The sequence below is a fragment of the Acinetobacter sp. AOR41_HL genome (genome assembly GCF_027854645.1).
Taxonomy (GTDB): Bacteria; Pseudomonadota; Gammaproteobacteria; order Pseudomonadales; family Moraxellaceae; genus Acinetobacter; species Acinetobacter nosocomialis.
The window spans coordinates 100,398-123,327 of the sequence record NZ_JAKTHZ010000029.1 but is presented as its reverse complement, the minus strand read 5'-3'; the positions used below and the strand labels follow the sequence as shown (position 1 = coordinate 123,327).

The window sequence follows — 22,930 nt, the reverse complement described above, 5'->3', positions numbered from 1 at the left end:
CCCTTATGCTTTAGGCTCAATCTGGCAAAGTAATGGATGACCTTGCGATCGAGCGTAATTATTAACAAGGTTTGCCTTGGTTTCCGCGATGTCTCTTGGATATACCCCGGCAGTACCTTTACCTTCATAGTGTACTGTTAGCATTACTTGAGTTGCTTGGTCAAGATTCATTGCAAAGTATTGTTGTAAAATTTCAATTACAAAGTCCATTGGCGTGTAATCGTCGTTCAATAATACTACCGCATATAAAGGAGGACGCTTGAGTTCGGGAGGTGCTGTTTGAACAACAACCTCTCCGTCATGATCTTCGTTTTGCGAATCACTTAAGCGTGGATTGAAGTGCCAATCGACATAGCCAGACTGCTGAAAAGAAGCCTTAATATCTTTTAAATTTGTTTGACGCTTATTTGTTCGCATATGATGTTACTATTGTGAATTTGCTTCAGCTTGAGGAATTTCTGCAACAAAAGCAGAAGGTGTTTCGACAGGTTTACCGCGCTGCCAACTAAAACGTTTAATCACTGGTGTTTCAGAACCACCTATTAAACGTACTTCAATATACTGAGGTGTGAAGCCCTTAGGCATTGTCCATCGGCCAGTCAAACGCTCAAAATCAGTGAAGTTAAAGTTCTTATCTTCAAGTGGCACAACCAAGACTTCAGTATCTTTAATCAGTCTTATTTCAACTGAACCTGAAGCACGGCGTTTATTTGGACTCACCTGCACCAAATCAAGCTGATATTCATAAGCGTTTTCTGGTAACGGTTTAATTGCCAAATCCTGAATGGTTAAGCTTAATCCACCACGTTGTCTTAAAATTTCACGGTAGATATTACTCATACCTTCTTGTTGCGTTTTATCAGCATTGGCTTGATTAAGTGCTGTAAACAAGTCATTTGCATTTGTAACAGCAACATCACGCTCTTGTACAGCAGCATTCAGGCTTTTGTTAACTGCATCTAACGCTGTTTTTTGTTTTTGCACTACTTCAACCAATTGCTCTGCATCTGCATCGTAACCTACAACAGTTAAACCTTGACGGTGCCCAATTGTATAGCCGAGCGCAAAACAACCACTCATTAAAATAGCAGCACCAATAAACAAAGGCTTATTGGTGTTTAAAAATTTTTTCTTTTGCAACGAACTTTCTACAGAAGTCGTCTGTTCCGAGTTTTGCATCGTCATCTCAGTGTTTAAGATCAGAGTCAAGACACACATTTAAATCGAAATTTAAATGTGTGTGAAGCAAAAAAGAGTTTTTTATGGTAATAAACCAATCCCTTGTAAGCCTTCATCTTCATTAAAGCCAAACATAAGGTTCATATTTTGTACAGCTTGTCCAGATGCTCCTTTTACAAGGTTATCTTGAGCGGCCAAAATAATGAGTTTATTTGGTTGTGGTTTATACAAAGCAATGCGTAATTCATTTGCCCCACGTACACTACGTGTTTCAGGTGAACTATTGGCAGGCATGACATCTACAAATTTTTCATTTGCATAGAAGTTTTCATACAAAGCTTGTATATCTGTTTGTTTCCCTGCCTCTGTCAAGTCCACATAAATTGTACTCAACATACCGCGAATCATCGGTACCAAGTGTGGAACAAACAAAAGACCTTCAAAAACATCTTTTTCGCCTGCAATATTTTCCAAAGCTTCTACAATCTCAGGATGATGGCGATGTCCCGCAACACCATAAGCTTTAAAGTTATCCGCATTTTCACTGTAAATCATGCCCAAACTTGCTTTACGACCAGCACCAGAAACACCAGATTTTGCATCAATAATAATATTCTTTGTTTCAATTAATGCTTGTGCTGATTTTAAAAGTGGAGCCAAGCCCAGTTGAACAGTCGTTGGGTAACAACCCGGATTACCAATGACTTGAGCTTGCTTAATTTTTTCACGATTTAACTCGGTTAAACCATAAACAGAATCTTTTAGCACGTCTGGGCACGCATGTTCCATACCATACCATTTTTCAAACTGTTCAAGATTTTTTAAACGAAAGTCTGCTGCCAAATCAATAACTTTAGTTCCAGCTTCGATCAAATCTTTTGCGTGCTGCATTGCAACACCATGTGGAGTTGCAAAAAATACAACATCACATTCTTTTAATGCATCAATATTTAAATCTGAAAATTGAAGATCTGTATGTCCACGTAAGTTTGGGAACATATCAGCAACTGGTTTGCCTGCTTCTGTACGTGAAGTAAGAACTCGAACCTGCGCTTTTGGATGTCGTAATAAAATACGTAATAGTTCAACGCCTGTATAACCAGTTCCACCAACAATTCCGACAGAAATCACGTGCATTACCTCAAATATTGAATCTATACTTGCGGTAGTATGACAGGATGTCCAGGCTTACAAAACCATTTCATGCTTGGTAATTTTAATTTTTTTTATTTTTTAGCGTTAATTACATAGCACTTGCTGGTCTGTCAGAACCAAACAAATATCAGTAAATAAATACCAGATTCATTTGTGGAGAGCTAGGATGCTTAATCAATCAAAACAAACAAAGTTGTGCACTTATCTCGGCCTTAGTACTTTAATTTTAAGCGCAGCCCTTGTTGGATGTGGTGGTGGCAGTAGTAGTGGAGGTTCATCTAGCACTCCGACACCGACTGTGCCAACTCCTGAAGTCACGACAGATTTTACACTTAAAACCCCCGTCGAAATGCGCAATGTGCAACTCAAAGTCTATGACAATACCGACAATAGTATTTTGATTGATACCCAAGTTGCCAGTTTAACAAGTTATAATATTAAACTTCCAAGTACCAAGTTGAATCGGCTTTATCGAGTAGAAGTCACAACTCAAGCCTCATCTCAGGTATTTGATCCAATTAATTCTAAATATGAGAACATTTCTGGCGTCTATCACGCTTTTATTACTCCAAGTTCAATAAGCAATAAAACGCAGCCGATTAGCCCAAGTTCAGAAGCGATTTATCAGCGTGCCGTAATTCGTTCAGGCCAACTTCCACAAGAAACGATAGACCCGACCCGTATTGAACAATCACATGTTGATTTGGCTTCTCAAGATGTTTACACCGCTCTTATTAGTGCGTTTAAAGATGCTGCCATTCCAAGCTTAAGCCCAGCTAGCCCGCTGACTGTACTAAATTTATTACAGTATTCAACAAAACAACCTAGTACTTATGTAGATAGCTATCTGAGTTTCGGATATTTACAATACTGGAATACGATTCATGGTAGTACCAATGCATATCAAGAACTTACAAATAGTCTTGCCACTGATTTAAAAGATGGATATTTAGATGGCAAAAAGCTTAATGGTGACAATACAACCATGACACCTATTTTTAGTCCATCGCCAGATAATATTGACCCTGTAAAAAATACGCTTTTGGACATAGCAGCCAATCAAAAAGCGACTCGCGATTATTTTGCTACCAATTTAAAAGCTGCCACATTGCAACTAGCAGATGCACAAAGTCAGTCCAGTTTAGATCAAACAGGATATGTTCTTTTGCAGAAAAAACTCTATTCTGGAGTTGTGCCTTCTGGAAATACAACTGACTTTTTCCGTATAGATGGTGCTGGTGACTACCGACGTGCCGTAGGATTTAGTGGTATTACAACAAGTTGTAATGGTTCGGCTTATCCATGTAAACAAGGCTTAACTAGCATCAATATATCTGACCCTAAACTGCCTGCTACGGACTATTTAGTTGGTCACTATGAAAACAGCGCATCGGGTTGCCAACTTAATTTCCGTGCTAATGGCCAAATTGAGTTAATTCAAGGTTCACTAAGTTATCGCTCAGCCTTAAGCGCAGATAGTACAGATAACTTACTGCAAACCGACGCTGCAAGTTATAGCTACTTACTTAACTCAAGTTCGTCTGAACCCAACAATTCAACACAGCAATATAATTTTATACAGCTACATATTAAAGCGAATAAGATTGTTAGTGCTCAAGCTGGTCTTGATAGCCGTAAGGCACCAGATGTCTTACAAACAACACAATTAGAATGTAGCTTTAGCTAAGCTGTCACATACCACCACGCGGGCAATGGGTTACCTTTTAATTGTCTGCGATGCTGCATATAGTTTGGGTCGAACTTTGCAACTTCGGCCCAAAATGCAGGACTATGGTCGAAGTGTTTGGTGTGAGCTAATTCATGAATGCAAACATAACGAGTAATTTGAGCAGGCATAAGAACCAGACCTGCATGCAGCATAATATTATGTTGACTACTACAACTTCCCCAACGAGTTTTAGGACGTCGGATAGCACACTCTGCATAACTTAACTGTGTTTTTTGGCTAAGCTCTGACAAAAGTGTTGGTAACTCTTGTTTGGCATAAGCAATAACGGCGCTTTGTAAAGCTTGATAGCTTTGCTGGTCTTTAATAAATAAACGATTATTTTCCCAATCAAATTGAAAAATGCGATGTTGCTTCTGTACAACAATTTGAAAAGGCTGCTCTCTATTAAAAAAAGAAATTTCTGAAGGAATCTCAAACGAGGTAGATTGAGCGTGGTGCTGTTTATTCCATGTCTCGATCAACCATTGTTCAGACTGAGCCAAAAACTGCTGAATTTGTTTCTTACTACAAAATAGCGGGACAGTGAGTCGTATAGACGCAGGCTCAACACGTAAGCGCAATTTTCTTGCCCTTACGTGACGAACAATTTTAATTTCTGGCATTTCCACAGACATTACTGTGCAGTACGCTCTTCAATACCATTATTTGTTGCAACAATTGCAATCGTTGCTGGATTTAACGCAAAAATACCGTTAGTCACAACACCCGGAATATTGTTGATTGTCTTTTCCAAATCAATTGCATTTAAGATGTTCAAATTAAATACATCTAAAATAACGTTTCCGTTATCTGTTACCACACCTTCACGATAAACCGGATCACCACCTAAGCTAACTAATTTACGAGCTACAGCAGAGCGTGCCATTGGTATCACTTCTACTGGTAATGGGAAATCACGACCAAGTTGATCAACCCATTTTGAATCATCAACAATACATACAAATTTTTTAGCAATTGAAGCTACAATTTTTTCACGAGTTAATGCTGCGCCGCCGCCTTTAATCATATGCATGTGACGATCAATCTCATCTGCACCATCAACATAAGCATCAAGGCTACCTACATGGTTCATATCAACCACTTCTATACCTAATTTTTTAAGACGGTCTGCTGTTGCTTGAGAACTTGCTACTGCTGCTTCTAATTGTAGTTCAGGCAATAAGTCAATTAGAAAATTTACAGTACTACCGGTTCCTACTCCCAAAATGCCACCTTTGGGTAAGTGTTTTAAAGCAGCTTTCGCAGCGGCTTGTTTCTTTTCATCTTGGGTTGCATATAGGCTCATTACATCACTCAACTATTTTTTGACATTTATGCGCCAATAAACGGCGCAAATGCACAAGGGTTTGCTACAATAATTTCCTATTTTAAACTGTTATAGGGAAGATGAACATGCTGTCTCGTGTGGTACGACAAATTTTACAAGCAACGGTTTATGATGTTGCAATTGAAACACCTCTCGAAGCAGCTCCACGAATTAGTCAAAAATTAAATAATACAATTCGTTTTAAGCGTGAAGATTTACAACCGGTTTTTTCTTTTAAATTACGCGGTGCTTATAACCGTATTAGCCAATTACCAAAAGAACAACTTGAACGCGGTGTAATTTGCGCATCTGCTGGCAACCATGCACAAGGCGTAGCATTGTCTGGTCAACGTTTAGGAATTCCTGCAATTATTGTTATGCCAAGCACTACTCCTGATATTAAGGTTCAGGCAGTTAAGCGTTTAGGTGGGCAAGTTGTATTACATGGTGATAGCTTTGATATAGCAAATAAATACGCTCAGCAGCGTGCCGAAGCAGAAGGATTAGTTTTTATTCCTCCTTATGACGATGAATTGGTTATTGCTGGTCAAGGTACCATTGCAAATGAAATATTGCGTCAATGGCGCGATGTGGAATACGTGTTCGTTGCTGTAGGTGGTGGCGGTTTAATTGCGGGTGTAGCAGCTTACTTAGGTGAAGTTGCACCACATGTAAAAGTCATTGGTGTTGAATATGAAGAGTCTGCGTGTTTAAAAGCAGCGCTTGAAGCCAATGAACGTGTAATCTTGCCACATGTAGGTTTATTTGCAGATGGTACTGCTGTTGCACAAATTGGTGCTTTACCGTTTGATATTGTTCGTCTTCGTAAATCAGATAACTCTGGCCCAATTGTTGATCCAGACATTGTTACTGTTAATACAGATGAAATCTGTGCCGCAATTAAAGATACTTTTGATGAAAACCGTAGCATTGTTGAACCATCAGGTGCAATGGCCCTAGCTGGTATCAAAAAATATGTAGCGGAGCATAAAATTAGCGGTAAAAACATGGTATCGATTGTTTGCGGTGCCAACATGAACTTTGACCGCTTACGTTACATTGCAGAGCGTACTGAGCTCGGTGAACAACGTGAAGCAATTTATGCGGTGACACTTTCTGAAGAAAAAGGCGCTTTCTTAGGTTTCTGCCGTGCTCTACAGGGCCGTAATATTACCGAGTTTAACTACCGTGCAAATAACACAGAAGAAGCACAAGTTTTTGTGGGTATTAGCTTAAAAGGTGGTGACGCTGAACGTCATGAAATTTTAGAACAACTTAAACAGCAAAATTATGTTGTAGATGATTTATCTGATGATGAAGTTGCTAAATTGCATATTCGTTATTTAATTGGCGGTCATGCCAATCTAGATGATGAAAGATTGTTCCGTGTTGAATTCCCTGAACGTCCGGGTGCATTACTCACCTTCTTAACTCGTTTAGGTCCAACCCACAATATTACACTGTTCCATTACCGTAACCATGGTGCTGCAGAAGGCCGTGTATTGGTTGGCTTACAAGCAACAGATGCCAAACAAAATCCAGATGGTTTAATTGAAACCCTAGAACAAATTAGCTATCCATACGCAGAAATTACTGACAATGTGGGCTATAAACGTTTCTTGAAATAATCTTTGTTTTATAAAAAAGCTGACAAATTTGTCGGCTTTTTTATTATTTAAGCCCAATATTTTCTATATTTACATTGCTTCTCTTTATCTCAAAGAAAATATCATTAAAAATAAAGCCCTAATTAAGTATAAAAGGTTATTTATGGCACAGTTCGCGGTCATCGGCTTGGGAAGTTTTGGAGCAACAGTTGCTCAAGAACTCACAAAATTAAATCATGATGTTATTGGCATTGATACAGTCAAAAAGAATGTTGAAAATCTCGCCGATGTTTTAACTCATGCTGTCATTGCTGATGCTACTGATGAACATGTACTCGATGAATTAAATATTCAAAATTGTGATGCGGTTGTTGTTGCAATTGGTGAAGATATTGAGGCCAGTATTTTATGTGTGCTGAATTTAAAAAATCTTGGTATTGATAAAATTTGGGTAAAAGCAAAGACAAAGGCTCATCACACAATTTTGTCTCACCTCAATATCAATAAAATCATTCATCCCGAAGAAGACATGGGTGTACGTGTTGCGCAAGCACTTAATTATCCAATGGTAAGTCGTTACATGTCTTTAGATGATGATCACTATATTGTGAAAATCGATATTCCCGAGAAATTAAATGGCATTAATTTGTATGGGATTATGCAACAAGCACCGCAAGTTAAAACTTTACTTGTAAAACGACAGCAGCAAATTTTATTTGAAACTGAAGAGACTTTTACCCTACAAACGCATGATATTCTTATTTTAGAAGGTCATTTACAGCAACTTAAAAAGCTCTCTAATTGTTTCCTATAAGAACGAACCCAAAAATATGTCTCTTAAGCCTAAACCACATAAGACATTAAACCTAAGCCCACCTTCTCTTTTAGCGCTGGGTTTTCTAGGCTTTATTGTCTTTGGCACATTATTACTCAAACTTCCAATTGCCAATAACGGACATGTCAGCTGGATGGATGCACTATTTACAGCAACTTCGGCAGTCACGATTACAGGTTTATCCGTTCTAAATATTCATGAATCTTTTACACTCTTTGGGCAAGTCATTATTTTATTGTTGATTCAGTCAGGTGGTTTAGGCTTCATGACTTTTGCTATTTTGGCCGCACTGAGTCTTTCGCCTAAAATTGGCCTTAAGCAGCAAATGATGGCTCAGGACAGCCTGGGTCAAACGAGCCTATCAAAAGTGACCTTCGTAGCGAAAGGAGTAGTGACTTATACTCTCCTATTTGAACTGATCGGCATAGTCATTCTCACCTGTGCATTTACACCAGCTTTTGGCTTCGCTCGTGGTTTGTATTATGCAATTTTTTATAGTATCTCTTCGTTTAATAATGCCGGTTTTTCATTATTTAATAATAGTTTAATGGGTTTTCAAAACAACTATGTGATCTGCCTTACGGTAAGTTTGCTTTATACAATAGGTGGACTTGGCTTTTTAGTTCTCATGGATATTAAACAAAATAAAAAATGGAAAAAACTTAGCCCAAATAGCAAACTGATCTTAACGACTATTGCCATTATTAATTTAGTGGCCTTTATTTTAATTTGGGCAATGGAAGCACAAAACCCTCATACGCTAGGAATGCTAAGCGTAGGTGATCAAGCTTTACATGCTTGGTTCCAAGCGACTGTTCCACGATCTTCAGGGTTTAACACCATTGACACAGGTGCAATGACTAATAGTAGTTCTTTGCTTATGATGCTACTTATGTTTATTGGCGGTGGTTCATTAAGTACTGCTGGCGGTATAAAAGTGGGTACTTTTGTTATATTAGTTTTAAGTGTCCTGTCCTTTTTAAGACGTACCGATGAAATCAGGGTTTTTAATCATTCTGTTTCCCACGAAACTACTTATAAGGCGTTAGCAGTTACTGCGATTACCAGCATACTCATATTTATTGGGTTCTTTATACTTTTGCTTTTAGAACCAAAAGCCGACTTTATGAACTTACTATTTGAAGTCGTTTCAGCCGCCTGTACGGTAGGCCTTTCCCGCGGTATCACGCCAGATTTACATAACGGTAGCCTGTTTATATTAAGTTTACTTATGTTTGCTGGGAGACTTGGACCTTTAACACTGGCGTATTTAATTGCTACTCCTAAAAAGAGCCGTCTCAAGCATCCTCAGGCCAACATTCAAATTGGTTAATAAAAAAGCCGCTGTTAAAGCGGCATTTTTATGGGTTCGAACTTAGTACCAGTTCATGAGTGAAACACCCAAACCTGCATAAGTTGCACGGTGGTTATAGTCAATTAAGCTTTCACCATATCCATTAAATAGCTGGAAGTGACCACGTAACTTACCACTAATTGGGAATGCCCAGTCAAACTGAACAGCTCCATGAGAGTCATCTCCACCTTTTAAAGAGTGACGTAACATTAGGGAGAAGTCGTTATCTTTCCACTTATAAAAAGCGGTCAAATCGCCTCGTCCAATATAATCTTCAATATCGGGGTTGTTATCATCTTTGGCAGCTTCATTAATACGTATCCAAGGACGAAGCATTACAGCAAAATTGCCACGCTCTAAGCCGACATTAAAGATAACACGGTTCCAACTACGAGATAACGGATCTGAACGACCATTCGATTGGTGATTTAAAGTGACACCAAGCAAGCGACCATCTAAACCGAGTAACTCATAGTTTGTTCTAAACATTAAGCTAGCTTCAGGCTCATAGTTTGTTTCACGGAAAGGCCGAGATTTTTTAGAGTTAAAGGTCTGCCAACGTGAAGATTGGGTATAACCTACCCACAAATCACCATTGTTACCAAAAATATTTTCCCAAGCTTTAGTTTTCAAAGAAATTTGAAATTTAGTTTCGGTAGATTTCAAATCTTGAGCTTCTTTAACTGTGTTATTGGGATTTGGGCTAGTTGGAAATTCATTTTTATCGCTGGTCCAAAATACAGGTAGCAAATAGACAGGCTGATAAGCACGAATGTTCCAAACACCAAGTTTACTTTTTTCAGATAACTCCCAACGTTGGTCTAATAAAGAAGTAGTAGGTTCAATTTTCGGAGCTTTCCCTATTACTTTAATATTACTAACCGTATCTACAACCTTCTCTTTAAAAGTTTCAGGCTGAACAGCAGGTTTATCAATTTTTTTAACAGGCTCTGGTACTGCGGCAGCTTGAACAGCGGGTAAAGCTGAGGGCTTAAATACAGAGTCATAACAAGCTAGGCGATCAGCATTTGAAGCTAGGGCAACACATGCATCTACGGTCGCAGGTTTTACAGGGGCTAAGGTGTCAGCATATGCCACCGACGCACATAAACAGCTAAGCAGGGTCCCCATACTTAGCTGTAAAGATGTGCGTTCAAATTGTCTGAACGCCATGTTCATCTCCAATTTTTATTTTAATTAACTTGTTTAATCGTAAAGCCCAGTTGTTGCAATTCATCACGTTTTGCAAAAGGTGCAACCACAGCTTTTACAGGTGTTTGTTCAATTAAATATTGACGTGCAACACGTTGTAAATCATCTAAAGTTACATGCAATAATCTTTCACGTAAGGTACGACGGAAAGTTGGAGTTCTTGCATGTAACAGTGCATAACACGCTGTAATTGCCTCACCTGCTGGTGAACCAGGTTTATCCATACTCGCCACCAAACCAAGAATTGCTTCTTCAAGCTGATGAGGTTGTTGCTCTGTATTTAACAACCATTGCACACTCGCTTCAAAGTCTTTAAACGTGTCAGCTAAACGAGGATCACGGTAACTAAAGAAACGGAATGAACATGCATTTCCATCATAGCTAGCACCACCACCATAAGCACCACCTTTTTCACGGATAGCGCTGTGCAAGAAGCCATTACGCAAGTAGGCTGCCAATACCATTAAAGGTGCCGCATCCGGATGAGACACTTCAACTGCTTGATATGCAGAGGCACAGAACTGAACATTGGTTTGAATTAACCAAGCTTCATGTTCATTATCATTTTCTTGCTCGACTTGGGTTAACTCAGCCGCTGCTGTATCAACGTTTAATTTATCCCAAACGTTTTGAATTTCTTCAACTAAACGCTCTGACTGATGCTCTTCACATACAAGCAAGAACTGTTTAGGCGCTTGCAATAGTTTGGTATGGATATGCTTCAATTCAGCAATCAGGGCATCATAAGCAGCATCGTCTTGAGTAATGTTAGTAACAAGCTCGCCTAACCAGTTCAACGCACCTAAACCTGTGTTTTGATAGTCACGTTGAGCCAATGCACTCATATTACGAGAAGCGATCTGCATCGCGTAGCTATGACCAGCACCAGATAAACGAGACTGCCAGCGTGTCTTACGTTGTTGCAACAACTCAATAATTCGCTCTTTTTCATCAAAGCGGAGTTGTTCAAACGCTAATTTCAATAAATGAATTGCATCAAACTTCTGCGTTAGAGATTTAGTCGTTAATGTTAACCAAGCGCTAATTTTGTCTTTATCGTCAACTTTGCTACGCAACGAAGCACCCATTCCCAAACCACCACTTACAGCTGTTTGTAAGTTTTGTAGTTCAAGATAATCATACTCACCTGCACCAACTTCACCCATTAAGATAGAGAGCAAATTAAAGTATGGCGATTTAACAACATCATCAGGAATCTGAATGAGAACTTGTTGATAGTAAATACCATTCGTTCCTGCATGATACAAATTCAACGGCGTATCCATTCGATTACAGATAATTTCGCGCAATTGACCTTGTACAATATGCAAGTCAGCTGGAACGTCTTCTAGGCCTACTTTTGGTAATAGCTCAAGATTATCTGGCGTATCTTGACGCTCTTGTAACGCTTTGGTTTTAGCAACGATCTCTGCTTTGTCTTCTTCAGTGAGCTTTTCACCAATCGCAGCTAAACGTGCTTTTTCAGCTTCTTGCTCTTTTACTGACTTGGTTGCATCAGGTACTAAAGTCATTTGTACGCGGTGCGGATTATCTAACAAATGTGTTTGAATTAAATTAGATAACCACATTGGGTCTTGAAGTTCTTCTTTGACCTGAGCAATAGCACTGTCAACATCCCAAATTTGAATCGGGTCGTTATGGTGAATAGCCCCACTTAAACCATTTAAGATCAGGCTTAAGCCATATGGTGTGCCGTCACCATTAATTTCACGTTGATGCAATTCGATTTGATGCAAAATTGCATCAACTAACGATGAGTCAATTGGTTTTGCAGCCACTTCACGTAAAACATTTAAGACACCATCTCTAAAGCTTTGTGCATGCTCTGGATTTGAACCTTGAACGCCGCAATAGAATGTCATTTCAAAATTACTGTCGTCTACTCCCATTAAAGGACCAGTCGACTGAGCATAACCACAAGTTTCTAAATAATGACGTAGTGGTGAAGCAGAGTTTTCTAGTAAAACACCTTCGACCAAACGCATACCTAGACGTAGTTTGATATCACTCGCTTGTGGTAACAACCAAGACAACACATGGTAAGTTTTGTCTTTTAACTCATCACCATCAACAGCATAGGTTTCAGTGACTTCAACAGGAGCTGTTAAACGTTTTTCTGGTTTTGAATATAAAGTTGTACCCGCAGTAAATTTATGTAGAGCTAGTTTTTCAAATTGCTCTTGTAACTCATACGCCGTTTGGTTACCGAAAGTCATAAATACCGCATTACTTGGATGGTAATGGGTTTTATAAAATTCGACTAACTGTTCATAGGTTAAATCAGGAATATCTTTTGGATCACCACCTGAGTTGTAGTGATATGTAGTTTCAGGGAATAGATGATGAGCCAACTGATGATAAAGCTGGTCAGACGGCGCACTCATCGCACCTTTCATTTCATTGAACACTACGCCTTTATATACAGGCTGACCGTTTTCAAGTTCAATACGGATTCCTTCTTGAGCAAAATCAAGAGGATTCAAATTTGCCGAGAAAGCTGCATCAAGATAAACAGAGAGTAAGTTTTGGAAATCTTTCTTATTTTGAGTCGCAAATGGATAGGCTGTCCAATCTGCTGCTGTAAACGCGTTCATAAATGTATTTAATGAACGGCGAATCATTAAAAAGAATGGGTCACGAACAGGAAACTTTTCAGAACCACATAAAGCGGTATGCTCTAAAATATGTGCAGTTCCTTTAGAGTCCATAGGTTGTGTTCTGAACGCAACAAGAAATACATTTTCATCATAATCAGTTGCCAAGTGATAATGCACCGCACCTGTGACTTTATGCTTATATTCAGACACTAAAATATCTAATGCTTCAACATGGTGCTGACGTAGCAACTGAAACGCAGGGTGAACAGTTTGAGAAATGGTTTCAGTGACATCTACAGTCATGTGATCTCCTAACATATCGGATAAGTGAATAAGTCTCATTATAGCCTGAGTCGGCTTGAGATTGGCGAACAAAAGCCAAGTAAAATACTATGTTTTTGTTGAGTATTAGTTTTCATGGGCATAGCTTTGATATCAAGCACATAGCCAACTTAGTTGTATCCTACCAGAACAAAACCTTTTAATACTATCTATATGCTACACGACAAATAAAAAAGCTCACCAAAATGATGAGCTTTTTAGACTTTTTCAATTAAAAACGATAGCGAAGTGCAACTTGAGCATTTAAAGGGTCACCCATCATATTTGAATCATTTGCTCCACTATGGCCTGAAACAAAATAATCGCGATCAAACAAGTTATTTAGGTTTAAGTTCACATCATAACGTTCACTTTGATAACCTAAAGCTGCATTTACAACCGCATATCCAGGTAAAACGTTTTTGTTATCTGGTGCACTAAAGCGCGATGATTCACCACGACCACCTACAGCTGCATACCAATGATCATTAATTTGATATTTTAACCACAGGTTAGCTGTGTTGTTTGGCGTAAGCGCTGAGTGATTACCCGTAAATCCAACAGTCGACTTTTCAATCTTACCATTCATATAAGAATAGCCAGCTAGCACTGACAACTGATCAGTCAACTGACCTGTTAATGAAAGTTCAACACCTTTTGTTTTTTGCTCGCCTGCCAATAGTGCTTGATTTGGATTAGCTGGATCTTGGTTTTGAATATTGGTTTGGCTCATTTCAAATAAAGCCAATGTCACATTCAGTTGATCATTCACATCCCACTTTGCACCCACCTCATAATTTTCAGTTTTTGTTGGTTTTAAATCATCACTGTTTTGATAAAAAACAAATGAATCAGCTAAAGGCTGGAAAGAACGATTATAAGAAGTATAAAGTGAAAGATTATTTACTGGCTGATAGACCACCCCAATTCGTGGAGAATAAGTATTGTCAGTACGGTCTAAGTCTAAATTCGTACTCGTTTTATCATCACGATTTTGAGATAGATTGTCATAACGTAAACCAACTAAAACTTTAAGCTGATCTGTTACTGTCATTAAATCTTGCAGATACACACCATAGTTTTCAAAGGTATTACTATTGTTATTGCGTGCAACTGTTGTTCCAGTATTAATAGGCGCCCAGTAATCTAATTTAGGATCATATAAATCAGTAGTTGTCTTAGCACCTTGCCAAAGTATCTCATCTTTATGCTGTTTGCTATATTCAGCACCAATTAAGGTATTGTGCTTTAAGAAACCTGTATTAAATAAACCACTTAATTCTTGCTGAACATACACACCATCTTCATTACGCAGGCGTTTATTTTGAGTCAAAGTAATTTTTGTCTTATCAGCAGGATGCGTATCAACACTATATTGACGGTCTAACGAGTAGTTATAGTGGCGAACTGCACCATGATATTTGAGTTGATCATTGAACTCATGATCTAAGCTGATAGTCTGGCTTGAGATTTCAGTATCGACATCCCCAACTTCTTTACCGTTTAATGCACCATAAAAAGTTTTAGGGTTTGTCTTAACTGGTTTACCTGTAATTGGATCTGTCGGGAAGCCTTGATCCGCTAGACGATCATCATGCAAATAGTCAGCCTGAAGTAAAAGTTTGGTTTTATCAGTAATATCCCACTGTACAGATGGAGCCACCGCCTGTCGTTTTAAAAATGCCTGATCGCGATAACCATCTGAGTCTTCAACTGCACCAGTTAAACGAACTTTAACATTCTCGGCTACTTTTTCATTTACATCGACTTCTGCACGACGTTGCCCTGTAGTACTACCAATCAGGCTCACTTCACGCAAAGATTGATCCATTGGTTTTTTATTAATCTTGTTAACTAAACCACCCGCCGAACCGCGTCCATATAATACAGAAGCAGGTCCTTTTAGTACCTCAACTCGTTCAACATTCGACATATCACGAAAATACAAAGCATCATCGCGAATACCATCTACATAATTATCTGTGATTGCAGAGAAACCGCGAATCATGACCTGATCACGTTGTCCATCCCCCACACTAAAGCTCAAACCGGCAACATTTTGCAAAGCACCTTGCATAGAAGTCACTGTCTGCTCTCTTAGAATTTGTTTCGGTACAACATTTACAATTTGAGGAACATCTTTTAATTGCATAAGTCCTTTAGTGGCACTTGATGCTTGTCCTACCTCTTGTTTTAAACTGTTTTCCTTGTCAGCTTTGACTGAAATCGTTGGAAGGTTGGTTACAGCCTGTGAGTCTGTCTCTACGGCATATACTTGGCCTGTTATAACCCCAACTGATGAAATAAATAAAATAGAACGTTTCATGTAAGTTCGCTATGAATAATTTCAGGCGAAGTTTCAATGAAATACTATACATTTGTAAATATTATCAAGAATCATTATTAATTGATAATATTTATTAAAAAGAATATTTCGATTGCTTATGCAAACAATAAAACTCTACTAACTGCTGAATTACCTGAATTTTATTCAATAAACTACAGCAAATGTTAGCAATGGTGTAAAATTATCAGTCTGATTTTTTATTCTGTGACAACACATATGGCAACTGTAGATCTTTTTGCAATTGGTAATGCATTAATCGACCAAGAATTTAAAGTGTCTGATGATTTTCTTAGTCAGCAAGGCTTACAAAAAGGCACCATGCAGTTGTCTGACGGTGAAACACAATCTGCCCTTTATGAAAAATTAAAGCAAACTCAAGACTACAAAGGCCAAGCAAGTGGTGGTTCTGCTGCAAATACAACTGTAGCTTTTAGTGCATTAGGTGGAACTGCTTTTTATGGTTGCCGCGTTGGCAACGATGATTTGGGTTCAATTTATCTGCAAGGTCTAAATGATGCAGGCATTCAGACTACGCCAAAGTCAATCAGTGAAGGTGTAACAGGCACCTGTATGGTACTTATTAGTCCAGATTCTGAACGTACCATGCATACCTATTTAGGTATTACAGCTGAACTCTCTCAAGACCAAATCGATTTTGAGCCATTAAAAACAGCAAAATGGCTTTATATTGAAGGCTACCTTTCTACGAGTGAAACGGCACGTAAAGCGGTAAAAGAAGCTCGAGAAATAGCTAAAGCTCACGGCGTTAAAATTGCGTTATCTTTATCAGACCCTGCAATGGTTCAATACGCACGTGAAGGCTTAGAAGAGCTTATGGATGATGGTGTAGATTTATTGTTCTGTAATGAACAAGAAGCTTTAATGTATACCAATACTTCTACTATTGAGGATGCACTCACTCAGTTGCGTTTTAAAAACCATACTGTTGTGATTACACAAAGTGCCAAAGGTGCTTTAGTTGCAAATTCAACCCAACATTTTCATGTACCTGGCCGTCACGTAGAAGCTGTAGATACCAATGGCGCTGGTGATGCTTTTGCTGGTGCCTTCCTCTATGCATTAAATCATCATGAAGATTTAACTGCTGCGGCGCAGTTAGCCATCTTAATTTCTAGTGAAGTTGTGTCTCAATTTGGTCCTCGTTTAGCCATTAATGACTATGCTAAACTTCTCGAAAATTTTCAGAAGGAATGTGCTTGAAATGGAAAGGATCTGTATGACGGAAGAAGTTCCTGAGCGTGAAGCTAGAGCTTTTGACACTTTACAAGGAACGACTATTTTCATTACACAGCGTGATGGCTCATTCTATGCCTATCAGAATTTATGCCCGCATTTGCAAACCGAACTTGAGTATTTAGAAAATCAATTTCTAGACCAAGACAAAGAATATATTCAATGCTCTACTCACGGTGCTTTATTTAACGTGGAAACTGGCGAATGTATTTCAGGTCCTTGTTTAGGTGATTTTTTAAATAAAGTTGAGATTAAAGTACATTCAGATGGCGGTATTTATATCGTAGACTGAGATCATCAACATTAGAGTTTCTACCATGGCTGATTACTTTTTTAATTATTATCTTATGCCATTTCATTTAAGTGTTGTGGCTTTGATATTGCTCAGTGTGGTAGAAACTATTGGTATGTATATCGGGTTACGGCCGAGTCAACTCCTAAAAAAAATTGCACCAGACTGGCTTACTAACTCACCTATACTTAATGTTAAGTTTTCTAAAGCTCTAATTTTTGTTTTTTTACTCATTAATTTCAGTTTTGCTGGTTACTTCTTACAGCTGTCTTTCTTTGCTATACAGCATTACTTTATCACTCCATTTTACTTAATCATCCCTGCACTGGTCATTGCAATCTTTTTTACCGTATTTATGATTCATTGTCTTGATCAAGTGATTAAACCAAAGCATACACATACCAATTACAATCTTTTAGGGCGACTAGCAACTATCTCTAGTGGTAGTGCCAGACCCGGTTTTTCAGCTCAAGCACGTGTACGTGATGAGTTCGGCCAACTACACTACGTGCAAGTTGAACCAGAATATGGCGAGCTAGAATTATATTCACAAGTCATTCTTATTAAAGTGCATAAAAGCCATTATGTTGCCAAAAAAATCTCCTTATCAAACGATCTTTTTGCACCCGATTAATTTTCCATAATTTTTGTCTTTTATCAGTTTAATAACTTTATTATTCCCTTCTATCTTTTTATTTTTTAATTAAAATTAATCCAACTATTTTAGTTAGAAATAAAAATAACTTTATTATATCCAACCATTTTAATCAGAATTAAATTTAACCATACCATTTTAATCAACTTAAAATATTTATTTACAAGTGTTTTAGTTGGATTTAATAATCAATCCAAACTATTTTAGTAAGATATTTTATTTAAAATTATTTAAATACATAAGATATTGTTTTACATAAAAAAGATAATTAAGTTTTTATTTAAAATATATTTATTGTTTATTTTTAATATATTTTGATTAATAATGAAATTAATATGTATCGAGGTTTATTTTATGAGCCTTAAAAATCTAGATATTAATGCCAAATTAGTTAGAGAAATTACGATTATTCTAATAATTAAAGTCGTGCTTCTCTTAACAATCAAACATATTTGGTTTGACGCTCCCACTATCCCCAAAAATTTTGACAATCAGGTCGCCGAGCATATTGCAGGCGATAACACTTCCCACATTAAGGAGACACGTTGATGATTTCTGAAAGCGTGGTTGATCTTTCGCGGTTCCAATTTGCCATGACCGCAATGTATCACTTTCTTTTCGTACCTTTGACCCTAGGCCTTGCATTTATTCTGGCTATTATGGAAACAACTTATGTGATATCTGGTAAAGAAATTTACAAAGATATGACTAAGTTTTGGGGAAAATTATTTGGTATTAACTTTGCCTTAGGTGTAACTACAGGCTTAACCATGGAGTTCCAATTCGGGACAAACTGGGCATATTACTCACATTATGTAGGTGATATTTTCGGTGCACCATTAGCAATTGAAGGCTTAATGGCATTCTTCCTTGAGTCAACATTTATTGGTTTATTCTTTTTCGGATGGGACCGCTTAAGTAAAGTTCAACATCTAGGAGTAACTTGGTTAGTTGCTTTAGGTTCTAACATGTCAGCGCTCTGGATCTTAGTTGCGAATGGCTGGATGCAAAATCCAGTAGGTGCAGCATTTAACTTCGAAACCATGCGTATGGAGCTTGTCGATTTCGGTGCACTTATTTTCAACCCAGTTGCACAGGTTAAATTTGTACATACTGTTTCTGCCGGATATGTAACAGGTGCGATTTTCGTACTTGCCATTTCAAGCTACTATCTACTCAAAAAACGTGACCTTCCTTTTGCCCGCCGTTCATTTGCAATTGCTGCCATTTTTGGTCTTGCCTCTACACTTTCAGTGATTTTGCTTGGTGATGAATCTGGTTATGAGCTAGGTGATGTGCAAAAAACTAAACTCGCTGCAATTGAAGCAGAATGGGATACTCACCCTGCTCCAGCCCCATTTACGTTATTTGGTGTACCCAACCATGAAGAAATGCGAACAGACTATGCAGTTAAAATTCCATATGCATTAGGTCTAATTGCAACTCGTTCAACAACTAAAGAAGTCACTGGTTTAAAAGACTTAATGCAACAGCATGAAGTGCGTATTCGTAACGGTATGCTTGCTTATGCTGAACTTGAAAAACTACGTGCTGGTGATCGCTCACCTGAGTTGTTAGCTTCATTTGAAAAAAATCAAAAAGATTTAGGTTATGGCCTACTTCTTAAAAAATATGCACCAAATGTTGTAGATGCAAGCGAACAAAACATTCAAGCAGCTGTGAAAGATACTGTTCCAAATGTTACAGCGTTATTCTTCTCGTTCCGTGCAATGGTTGCATCTGGTTTCTTAATGTTGCTTCTTTTCATTTTAGCGACTTGGGCTGTTGCGAAAAGAAATGCTGAGAATAAACCTTGGCTACTTAAATATGCATTATTTGCCTTACCACTTCCATGGATTGCTGCACAAACTGGTTGGTATGTAGCTGAGGGCGGCCGTCAGCCGTGGTCTATTGGTGAGATTTTACCAACACACTTATCAGCTTCAAGTTTAAGTACAGGCGATGTGTGGGGTTCCATCCTCGCGTTAGCAGCGTTTTATACCGTCCTTTTAATTATTGAAATGTACTTAATGATTAAATTTGCTCGCTTAGGACCAAGCTCACTTCACACTGGTAAATACCATTTTGAAAAACAAGAGCCAAAAGCAGCTGTTAATGGGGAGGCTTTATCATGATTGAATACGAACTCCTAAAAATCATATGGTGGGTGTTAGTTGGGGTCTTGCTTATTGGGTTTGCTTTAACCGATGGCTTCGATATGGGTTCAATGGCACTCATGCCTTTTGTTGGCAAGACTGATAACGAACGACGTGCTGCTATTAATACCATAGCACCACACTGGGATGGTAATCAGGTCTGGTTTATTACAGCAGGTGGCGCCTTATTTGCTGCGTGGCCAATGGTTTACGCGGTTGCATTCTCCGGAATGTATTGGGCCTTATTACTTGTGCTTTTTGCCCTGTTCTTACGCCCTGTAGGTTTTGACTATCGTTCTAAACTCGAAAATAAAAAATGGCGCAACTCTTGGGACTGGGGCCTTTGTATTGGTGGTGCCGTGCCTGCTCTAGTTTTCGGTGTAGCATTCGGTAATTTATTCTTAGGTATTCCTTTTAGTTTAGATAGCACATTGCGCTCTGAATATTCGGGTAGCTTCTTTGCTCTTCTTAACCCGTTTGCTTTAGTTTGCGGCATTGTCAGTTTATCTATGTTGTGTGCGCACGGCGGTGCTTGGCTTATGCTTCGCACAGACGGCGCTTTAAAACAGCGTTCTGCTAAGGCCACTCAAATTATGGCAGCAGTATTCTTGGTTTGCTTTCTTGTTATTGGAGCTTGGTTATACTTCGGTCAAGTTCCTGGTTATAGCTATGCTGCAGCAATTGATACAAATGCTGCACTTAACCCTTTAGCTAAACAGGTAGTCACAAATAACAACTCAGGTTGGATGAACAATTACACTAATTATCCAATTACCAAGATCGCTCCAGTTCTCGCAATTTTAGGGGCAATTATTGCATTCTTTACAGCATCAAAAGCAAAAGCAGGCTTAAGCTTTGCTGGCACAAGCTTAATGATTGTAGGTGCGATCTTAACTGCTGGTTTTGCACTCTTCCCATTTTTATTACCATCAAGTGTCAATCCAAACTCTAGCTTAACAATGTGGGATGCGGTATCAAGCCATCGTACTTTAGGGGTTATGACTGTTGCTGCATGCATATTCGTTCCGATCATTTTGCTCTACACCAGTTGGTCGTATTACAAAATGTGGGGCGTGATTACCAACAAACATATCGAGTCAAACTCGCACAGCTTGTACTAATAAGGAGAAGCATATGTGGTATTTCGCATGGATTCTTGGAATTTTGATGGCATGTTTTGCGGGTGTACTCAGTGCGCTTTATATCGAACATCATCAAAATTTAGATGAGGAATAAATCATGGCAAACGCAATGACAGCACCAAATCAACGAAAAGCTCAAGCATTCGCAATGGCCATTTCATTTCTGTTGGCATTGCCGCTTGCTGTAATTTTACTGGTGCATCCTTCCCTCATGTTAGATGCAAACGGACACTACAATCATAGCCAGCTTATGCTGGTGATGGTGGGTATTTCTGGAGGCTTCATTTACGGGGTTGGTTTTGTACCACACTTCTGGTTATGGAAATGGTTATTTAGCCCATGGGTAGCTTGGCCTCTCATGCTTTTAGGCTATTACATCTGGTTTTTAACCTAAAAAAAGGACCTCATTTGAGGTCCTTTTTCATTTCAATTAGTTTAATTGGTATAAGTGGTATTCCAACGTCTGCTTCAATCGGATATGGTTCTACATGACCTGTTTTTGCATAACCACGTCTCTCATAATAAGCAATTAGCTCCGAACGTACATTTAAAACATACATGAGTGCACTGTCCAATTCTGGTGTTTTTTGCAAAGCGAACTGTTCAGCATACTCCAAAACCGAACGACCTACTTTCATATTCTGTATTTGAGGATCTGTACAGAATGTTCCTATCTCAACAGTATTGTTCTGAAATGTAAGACCAATACATGCAACAATTTGTGAAGAATCTATTTCTGCAACTAATAATACCGAGTTAGACAATTTCAATTGCTGTGTCAATTGTTCTTGACTAATACGTTGGCCTTTCACGAATTCAACTTCAGTTGTCCAGCTTCTACCTTGTTGTGTTCTATAAGAATGATTAATCAAGTCTAAAAGTGATGGAATGTCACTTAGTTCAGCTAAACGGAAATTTAAATTCATCATAAATATGCTTAGGCTATTTTAAATATTTAAAGAATAAAGCCGATATTAAATCGGCTTTATCTTGAATAGCAATTGCTTAATTTGATTGTTCAGCTAACCAAGCCATAAATTTTTGACGCTCAGCCTTAGAAGATTTTTGCCAAAGCTCGACTAGACGCTGATCATTTGTTTGTGCAACACCTGCCGAAGGTATTGTTGCGGCAATAGATGTTGTAACTTGAGAAGTAGATGGCTTAGCAGCAGCATAAACAGGTTCAGGCTGTGGTTTAGAAGGCTTTGTCGTAAAGTCAGCCACCTTACCCAACAAACCCGTTGCAAACCAAGGTTTTGCTTCGTTGTTTGCACCAGTTTGCTGAACAACCAGTTCGTTATTTGAGTTATATAAAGCGACTGTTGGTTGCTCAGCATATTTCTTTGCTTGCTCATATTTTTTTGGTACACCCACCATAGCAAGCTTATAAGTTTGACCATCTTTTAAAGTTGGAGTTTGAATTGTAACAACACCAGACTTAACAATATCGTGTTCACCATTTAGATGTTCAAAGTATTCTTGATAACGCACACTTAGGTTTGTTTCACCCGCATCAACTTTGTAGTTATTTTTAGAGGAACGGAATAATCCTGAATTGACTTCTTGACCGTTCACCGCAAGGATTACAATTTCCTCAGGTGCCGTAATTGTAACTGCTGAAAATACCGAACCGCTTAGTAATAAACCAATTGCAGCAACACTTAATCTTAAAGTCATCTGTTCACGTCTCTATAATATTTAATAGTTTGTAAAAACATGAGCAATATGCAATATGATTATGACGATT

22 protein-coding genes are annotated in these 22,930 nt (G+C 38.4%); 12 read left to right on the top strand and 10 right to left on the bottom strand.

From position 1 onward, the window contains the following. Nucleotides 1-3: 3 nt before the first annotated feature. The 3 genes from clpS to argC all read right to left on the bottom strand — a co-directional run bounded on the left by clpS (nt 4) and on the right by argC (nt 2,316). Entirely contained in the window at nt 4-417 is a 414-nt protein-coding gene (gene clpS, locus MKL35_RS12715; RefSeq protein WP_001260033.1) for an ATP-dependent Clp protease adapter ClpS, read from the bottom strand. A 9-nt stretch (nt 418-426) separates the two neighbouring features. Further along, the gene (locus tag MKL35_RS12710; protein ID WP_079377015.1) at nt 427-1,185 is read right to left on the bottom strand and encodes a DUF6776 family protein; all 759 of its coding nucleotides are present in this window, start codon (nt 1,183-1,185) and stop codon (nt 427-429) included. Nucleotides 1,186-1,260: 75 nt separating this feature from the next. After that, entirely contained in the window at nt 1,261-2,316 is a 1,056-nt protein-coding gene (gene argC / locus MKL35_RS12705) for an N-acetyl-gamma-glutamyl-phosphate reductase (protein ID WP_081404461.1), read from the bottom strand. 184 nt (nt 2,317-2,500) lie between these two features. On the opposite strand from argC, the gene MKL35_RS12700 reads away from it, so the two are divergent. Then, the gene (locus MKL35_RS12700) at nt 2,501-4,021 is read left to right on the top strand and encodes a hypothetical protein (RefSeq protein ID WP_032011555.1); all 1,521 of its coding nucleotides are present in this window, start codon (nt 2,501-2,503) and stop codon (nt 4,019-4,021) included. Here MKL35_RS12700 and MKL35_RS12695 read toward each other — a convergent pair. Further along, complete coding sequence (locus MKL35_RS12695) at nt 4,018-4,698, bottom strand: YgjP family zinc-dependent metalloprotease (RefSeq protein ID WP_032011554.1); 681 nt, start codon at nt 4,696-4,698, stop codon at nt 4,018-4,020. The two genes, MKL35_RS12700 and MKL35_RS12695, sit on opposite strands and share 4 nt — an antisense overlap. Continuing rightward, complete coding sequence (rpiA, locus tag MKL35_RS12690; protein WP_000061060.1) at nt 4,698-5,369, bottom strand: ribose-5-phosphate isomerase RpiA; 672 nt, start codon at nt 5,367-5,369, stop codon at nt 4,698-4,700. The genes MKL35_RS12695 and rpiA overlap by 1 nt, the downstream gene beginning before the upstream one ends. A gap of 101 nt (nt 5,370-5,470) precedes the next feature. Here rpiA and ilvA point away from each other — a divergent pair, with 101 nt between their 5' ends. From ilvA to MKL35_RS12675, 3 genes are all read left to right on the top strand, one after another. Continuing rightward, nucleotides 5,471-7,018, top strand: a complete 1,548-nt coding sequence (ilvA, locus tag MKL35_RS12685; protein ID WP_170318178.1) for a threonine ammonia-lyase, biosynthetic — start codon at nt 5,471-5,473, stop codon at nt 7,016-7,018. A 142-nt stretch (nt 7,019-7,160) separates the two neighbouring features. Then, nucleotides 7,161-7,811, top strand: coding sequence for a potassium channel family protein (locus MKL35_RS12680; RefSeq protein WP_002050624.1), 651 nt, complete (start codon nt 7,161-7,163; stop codon nt 7,809-7,811). A 16-nt stretch (nt 7,812-7,827) separates the two neighbouring features. After that, the gene (locus tag MKL35_RS12675; RefSeq protein WP_016804867.1) at nt 7,828-9,165 is read left to right on the top strand and encodes a TrkH family potassium uptake protein; all 1,338 of its coding nucleotides are present in this window, start codon (nt 7,828-7,830) and stop codon (nt 9,163-9,165) included. Nucleotides 9,166-9,207: 42 nt separating this feature from the next. Here MKL35_RS12675 and MKL35_RS12670 read toward each other — a convergent pair whose 3' ends face one another. The 3 genes from MKL35_RS12670 to MKL35_RS12660 all read right to left on the bottom strand — a co-directional run bounded on the left by MKL35_RS12670 (nt 9,208) and on the right by MKL35_RS12660 (nt 15,663). After that, nucleotides 9,208-10,359, bottom strand: coding sequence for a phospholipase A (locus tag MKL35_RS12670; RefSeq protein WP_270913809.1), 1,152 nt, complete (start codon nt 10,357-10,359; stop codon nt 9,208-9,210). 20 nt (nt 10,360-10,379) lie between these two features. Continuing rightward, nucleotides 10,380-13,319, bottom strand: coding sequence for an insulinase family protein (locus MKL35_RS12665; RefSeq protein ID WP_002050683.1), 2,940 nt, complete (start codon nt 13,317-13,319; stop codon nt 10,380-10,382). Between the two features lie 250 nt (nt 13,320-13,569). Further along, nucleotides 13,570-15,663, bottom strand: coding sequence for a TonB-dependent receptor (locus MKL35_RS12660; protein ID WP_270913807.1), 2,094 nt, complete (start codon nt 15,661-15,663; stop codon nt 13,570-13,572). Between the two features lie 237 nt (nt 15,664-15,900). Between MKL35_RS12660 and MKL35_RS12655 the strand changes: the two genes are divergently transcribed. The 8 genes from MKL35_RS12655 (at nt 15,901) to MKL35_RS12620 (ending at nt 21,577) form a co-directional block, all read left to right on the top strand. After that, complete coding sequence (locus MKL35_RS12655; RefSeq protein ID WP_032011552.1) at nt 15,901-16,905, top strand: adenosine kinase; 1,005 nt, start codon at nt 15,901-15,903, stop codon at nt 16,903-16,905. Between the two features lie 16 nt (nt 16,906-16,921). After that, a complete protein-coding gene (locus MKL35_RS12650; protein ID WP_002050689.1) occupies nt 16,922-17,230 on the top strand; it encodes a Rieske (2Fe-2S) protein in 309 nt (102 codons plus the stop codon). A 25-nt stretch (nt 17,231-17,255) separates the two neighbouring features. After that, nucleotides 17,256-17,864 (top strand): OB-fold-containig protein, encoded by a 609-nt coding sequence (locus MKL35_RS12645; protein ID WP_106479790.1) that lies wholly within the window; start codon nt 17,256-17,258, stop codon nt 17,862-17,864. A 375-nt stretch (nt 17,865-18,239) separates the two neighbouring features. Beyond that, nucleotides 18,240-18,434 carry a cytochrome oxidase putative small subunit CydP gene (gene cydP, locus MKL35_RS12640; RefSeq protein WP_004701293.1) on the top strand — a complete coding sequence of 65 codons (195 nt, stop codon included), beginning with the start codon at nt 18,240-18,242 and terminating at the stop codon, nt 18,432-18,434. Beyond that, nucleotides 18,434-20,020 carry a cytochrome ubiquinol oxidase subunit I gene (locus MKL35_RS12635; protein WP_004708483.1) on the top strand — a complete coding sequence of 529 codons (1,587 nt, stop codon included), beginning with the start codon at nt 18,434-18,436 and terminating at the stop codon, nt 20,018-20,020. Before cydP ends, MKL35_RS12635 begins: the two co-directional genes overlap by 1 nt. Further along, entirely contained in the window at nt 20,017-21,162 is a 1,146-nt protein-coding gene (gene cydB, locus MKL35_RS12630; protein WP_017394076.1) for a cytochrome d ubiquinol oxidase subunit II, read from the top strand. The genes MKL35_RS12635 and cydB overlap by 4 nt, the downstream gene beginning before the upstream one ends. A 13-nt stretch (nt 21,163-21,175) precedes the next feature. Further along, nucleotides 21,176-21,277 (top strand): cytochrome bd-I oxidase subunit CydX, encoded by a 102-nt coding sequence (gene cydX, locus MKL35_RS12625; RefSeq protein ID WP_000270276.1) that lies wholly within the window; start codon nt 21,176-21,178, stop codon nt 21,275-21,277. Then, on the top strand, nt 21,278-21,577 hold the full coding sequence (locus MKL35_RS12620) for a cyd operon YbgE family protein (RefSeq protein ID WP_079377014.1): 300 nt from the start codon (nt 21,278-21,280) through the stop codon (nt 21,575-21,577). A gap of 10 nt (nt 21,578-21,587) precedes the next feature. Here the strand turns inward: MKL35_RS12620 and MKL35_RS12615 are convergent, their stop codons facing one another. Continuing rightward, nucleotides 21,588-22,112 carry a GNAT family N-acetyltransferase gene (locus MKL35_RS12615; protein WP_017394077.1) on the bottom strand — a complete coding sequence of 175 codons (525 nt, stop codon included), beginning with the start codon at nt 22,110-22,112 and terminating at the stop codon, nt 21,588-21,590. 76 nt (nt 22,113-22,188) lie between these two features. Next, nucleotides 22,189-22,860, bottom strand: coding sequence for a YccT family protein (locus MKL35_RS12610; RefSeq protein WP_017394078.1), 672 nt, complete (start codon nt 22,858-22,860; stop codon nt 22,189-22,191). Nucleotides 22,861-22,930 lie beyond the last annotated feature (70 nt).

Coding starts and splice junctions, on each gene's coding strand:
- clpS (WP_001260033.1), bottom strand. CDS start 417: ATGCGAACAAATAAGCGTCAAACAAATTTAAAAGATATTAAGGCTTCT.
- MKL35_RS12710 (WP_079377015.1), bottom strand. CDS start 1,185: ATGACGATGCAAAACTCGGAACAGACGACTTCTGTAGAAAGTTCGTTG.
- argC (WP_081404461.1), bottom strand. CDS start 2,316: ATGCACGTGATTTCTGTCGGAATTGTTGGTGGAACTGGTTATACAGGC.
- MKL35_RS12700 (WP_032011555.1), top strand. CDS start 2,501: ATGCTTAATCAATCAAAACAAACAAAGTTGTGCACTTATCTCGGCCTT.
- MKL35_RS12695 (WP_032011554.1), bottom strand. CDS start 4,698: ATGTCTGTGGAAATGCCAGAAATTAAAATTGTTCGTCACGTAAGGGCA.
- rpiA (WP_000061060.1), bottom strand. CDS start 5,369: ATGAGCCTATATGCAACCCAAGATGAAAAGAAACAAGCCGCTGCGAAA.
- ilvA (WP_170318178.1), top strand. CDS start 5,471: ATGAACATGCTGTCTCGTGTGGTACGACAAATTTTACAAGCAACGGTT.
- MKL35_RS12680 (WP_002050624.1), top strand. CDS start 7,161: ATGGCACAGTTCGCGGTCATCGGCTTGGGAAGTTTTGGAGCAACAGTT.
- MKL35_RS12675 (WP_016804867.1), top strand. CDS start 7,828: ATGTCTCTTAAGCCTAAACCACATAAGACATTAAACCTAAGCCCACCT.
- MKL35_RS12670 (WP_270913809.1), bottom strand. CDS start 10,359: ATGGCGTTCAGACAATTTGAACGCACATCTTTACAGCTAAGTATGGGG.
- MKL35_RS12665 (WP_002050683.1), bottom strand. CDS start 13,319: ATGACTGTAGATGTCACTGAAACCATTTCTCAAACTGTTCACCCTGCG.
- MKL35_RS12660 (WP_270913807.1), bottom strand. CDS start 15,663: ATGAAACGTTCTATTTTATTTATTTCATCAGTTGGGGTTATAACAGGC.
- MKL35_RS12655 (WP_032011552.1), top strand. CDS start 15,901: ATGGCAACTGTAGATCTTTTTGCAATTGGTAATGCATTAATCGACCAA.
- MKL35_RS12650 (WP_002050689.1), top strand. CDS start 16,922: ATGACGGAAGAAGTTCCTGAGCGTGAAGCTAGAGCTTTTGACACTTTA.
- MKL35_RS12645 (WP_106479790.1), top strand. CDS start 17,256: ATGGCTGATTACTTTTTTAATTATTATCTTATGCCATTTCATTTAAGT.
- cydP (WP_004701293.1), top strand. CDS start 18,240: ATGAGCCTTAAAAATCTAGATATTAATGCCAAATTAGTTAGAGAAATT.
- MKL35_RS12635 (WP_004708483.1), top strand. CDS start 18,434: ATGATTTCTGAAAGCGTGGTTGATCTTTCGCGGTTCCAATTTGCCATG.
- cydB (WP_017394076.1), top strand. CDS start 20,017: ATGATTGAATACGAACTCCTAAAAATCATATGGTGGGTGTTAGTTGGG.
- cydX (WP_000270276.1), top strand. CDS start 21,176: ATGTGGTATTTCGCATGGATTCTTGGAATTTTGATGGCATGTTTTGCG.
- MKL35_RS12615 (WP_017394077.1), bottom strand. CDS start 22,112: ATGATGAATTTAAATTTCCGTTTAGCTGAACTAAGTGACATTCCATCA.
- MKL35_RS12610 (WP_017394078.1), bottom strand. CDS start 22,860: ATGACTTTAAGATTAAGTGTTGCTGCAATTGGTTTATTACTAAGCGGT.